This is a genomic window from Candidatus Cloacimonadota bacterium (assembly GCA_011372345.1).
In the GTDB taxonomy this organism is placed as follows: domain Bacteria; phylum Cloacimonadota; class Cloacimonadia; order Cloacimonadales; family TCS61; genus DRTC01.
Genome location: DRTC01000518.1, coordinates 1 through 2,853, shown reverse-complemented (window position 1 = coordinate 2,853; position 2,853 = coordinate 1). Strand labels below are relative to the sequence as shown.

Annotated in this window: 2 protein-coding genes; both read right to left on the bottom strand. The window is 38.2% G+C overall.

The genetic code is table 11. The features are described 5' to 3' along the window. Positions 1-1,315 (bottom strand): MATE family efflux transporter (locus ENL20_09960; GenBank protein ID HHE38880.1); only part of this gene is annotated, 1,315 nt, incomplete at its 3' end. Positions 1,316-1,510: 195 nt separating this feature from the next. Continuing rightward, on the bottom strand, positions 1,511-2,853 hold a 1,343-nt coding region (locus tag ENL20_09955; GenBank protein ID HHE38879.1), incomplete at its 5' end, for a phosphoenolpyruvate carboxykinase (ATP).

Sequence of the window (2,853 nt, the reverse complement as noted above, 5' to 3'; positions counted from 1 at the left end):
TCTCTCTATAAAGCATCATCAGAGTAACAATTGTAGCTAAAACATCAGAAACCGGAAAAGCAAACCAGATACCATCGAGATGAAAAAATCCGGGAAGGATCAAGATCAAAGGGATAAGGAAAAGTATTTGCCTTGATAAGGAAAGAAATAAAGCGGGAATTGCTTTACCAAATGCTTGAAAAACCGTTGCTCCTACAACTTGGAAACCAACGAGGGGAAAAGCAAGAATGAATATTTTCAAAGAATGGACTCCTTCATTAATGAGCAATGTATCGTTAGTAAAAATTTTCATCAATGTTCCGGGAATTGAAATGACCAGCAAAGATCCTAATGTCGAAATTGTAACTCCACTGAACAATGCTAATTTGAGAGCTTTCCAGGCTTTCCCGTATTGTTTTGCTCCATAATTAAAACCTGCAATCGGTTGTAAACCCTGAGCAATTCCAAAAATCGGCATAATGATAAACCTGATCAACTTGCTGACTACTCCAAAAACAGCAATGGAAATATCTCCTCCATATAAACCGAGGGAATTATTTAGGACTATTATCAGGAAACTTTGGGCTGATTGTCTGGCAAATGCTGACGCTCCGATTGCAAAAACTTCTTTTAAAATGGGAATATTAAATTTTAGATTTATTAATTTGAATTTTAGAACACTTTTTCCTGAACAAAAAAAGAAAACTATATAAATAACGCTGATAAATTGGGCGATAACAGTAGCAATCGCTGCTCCCCGAACTCCCATTTTAAAGCTGAATATAAAAATCGGATCGAGGATGATATTCAGAACAGCAGAGATGATCATTGTTCCCATGGCAACTTTTGCTTTTCCTTCTGAACGAATGATATTGTTGCTGCTCATCAGAAAAGTGAATAAGATCGTTCCGAATAGAATGATCTGCATGTATTCCCTGGCATAAGGAAGAATTGTTTCCGTAGCTCCGAAAACCAATAGAATTTTATCGATAAAAAATGATCCGAAAATTGCGAGTGAAATTCCAAATATAACAACTGAAAAAATAACATTTCCCAGAGTCTTTTCAGCTTTTTCGATATTTCCCGCTCCCAGACTGCGAGAGATCAGGGAAGCTCCGCCAATACCGAGCGTCTGTCCGATCGCCATCACGAACATCTGGAAAGGAAATACAATAGAAATTCCAGCTATCCCTAACTTGCCGACACTGTGTCCGATAAAAATCGTATCAACGACATTATATAATGCCATGACGAACATTCCGAGAGTTGCCGGAGCAGAAAGTCTGAATAATAATTTCCCGATATTATCGTCAGCGAGAATGTGGTTGTTTTTCATTTAGTTTTCCGCTCCAACTCATCCTGCTGTCCTTCACTTAAAAAGAGAAGGAATATAAGAATTTCAGGATGAAAAAGAGAATAGAGATCAGTCATCCCTCTCTTCTTAAGAGAGGGAACGAGGGTGAGTTTAAACAAAAAAAACTCCCACTAAAAAGTAGCAGGAGTTTTTGATTTATTCAAAGCATTTATCTTATTATTTTCCAGGGCATTGTTTGATAACTTCAGGATCGATATTCTTATTTCCGTACGCTTTATCAAAATATGCACTGAAATCGTTCGCCAATTTATTTGCTCTTTCATCAAAAGCTGCTTTGTCTTCCCAAGTATTTTTGGGTTCTAAGATATCGGAAGGAACTCCCGGACATGATTTCGGAACAAAAATATGGAAAGTTTCATTCTCATAATACTCAACATTTTCCAGATCACCATTCAAAGCTGCAGAAACTAATTTTCGGGTGAGATTAATATCCATCCTGGCGCCTACTCCGAAAGGTCCGCCGCTCCAACCTGTATTGACAAGATAAACCTGTGTTCCGTGTTTTTTCATTCTTTCACCCAGCATGGAAGCATAAACATCAGGATTTCTCGGCATAAAAGGTTGTCCGAAAAATCGTGAGAAGGTTGAAACCGGTTCTGTTATTCCTGTTTCAGTTCCGGCAAGTTTACTTGTATATCCCATAAGAAACCACAACATTGCCTGTTCGGGATTTAGTTTGGAAACCGGAGGTAAGACACTGTTGGCATCAGCAGTCAGGAATAAAATCGTTTTTGGATGTTTTGCTGTGGAAGAAGGTTTGATGTGAGTTAAGAAAGTCAAGGGATAAGAACCGCGGGAGTTTGGAGTAAGTCTTTCATCATCGACATCGTATTTTCCGTTTGGATACATCATACAATTTTCGATTATTGCACCATGATCGAGGTAATCAGCACCATGAGCATGAAAAACTGCCTTAAAGATTTCCGGTTCTTTATCGATTCTTAAATTAATCAATTTTGCATAACATCCATTCTCAAAATTGGCGATTCCGTTCTCGCTCCAACCATGTTCATCATCACCGAGAAGAGCTCTATCAGGATCTGCAGAAAGAGTTGTTTTTCCGGTTCCGGAAAGTCCGAGAAGCATTGCAGATTCGCCATTGCTTCCTTCATTAGCAGAACAATGTAAAGGAAGAATTCCTTCTGCAGGCAGGTAATAATTCATAACTGTGAATAAAGTTTTTTTAACACTTCCACCATAAGCAGAGCCGAAAACAATACCGATCCTTCGTTCAAAATCCATACCAATGATCATATTGGAAGTTTGTCCATCGGGAAGAACTCGCAACCGACCTTTATATCTATCCCGATCAAGTTTGTCATAAGGTAACGCGATAATAGTAAATTCCTTATCAGCAAAAATACTTTTATCAATATCATCAGGAACAGGTCTGAACATATTATCAGTGAATAGGGCAGTCAATGCTTGATCTGTAATTGTTTTTGTAGGAAGAGCATAAGTTGAATCAGCACCAAGAACGCGATCAGTAACATAGAGTT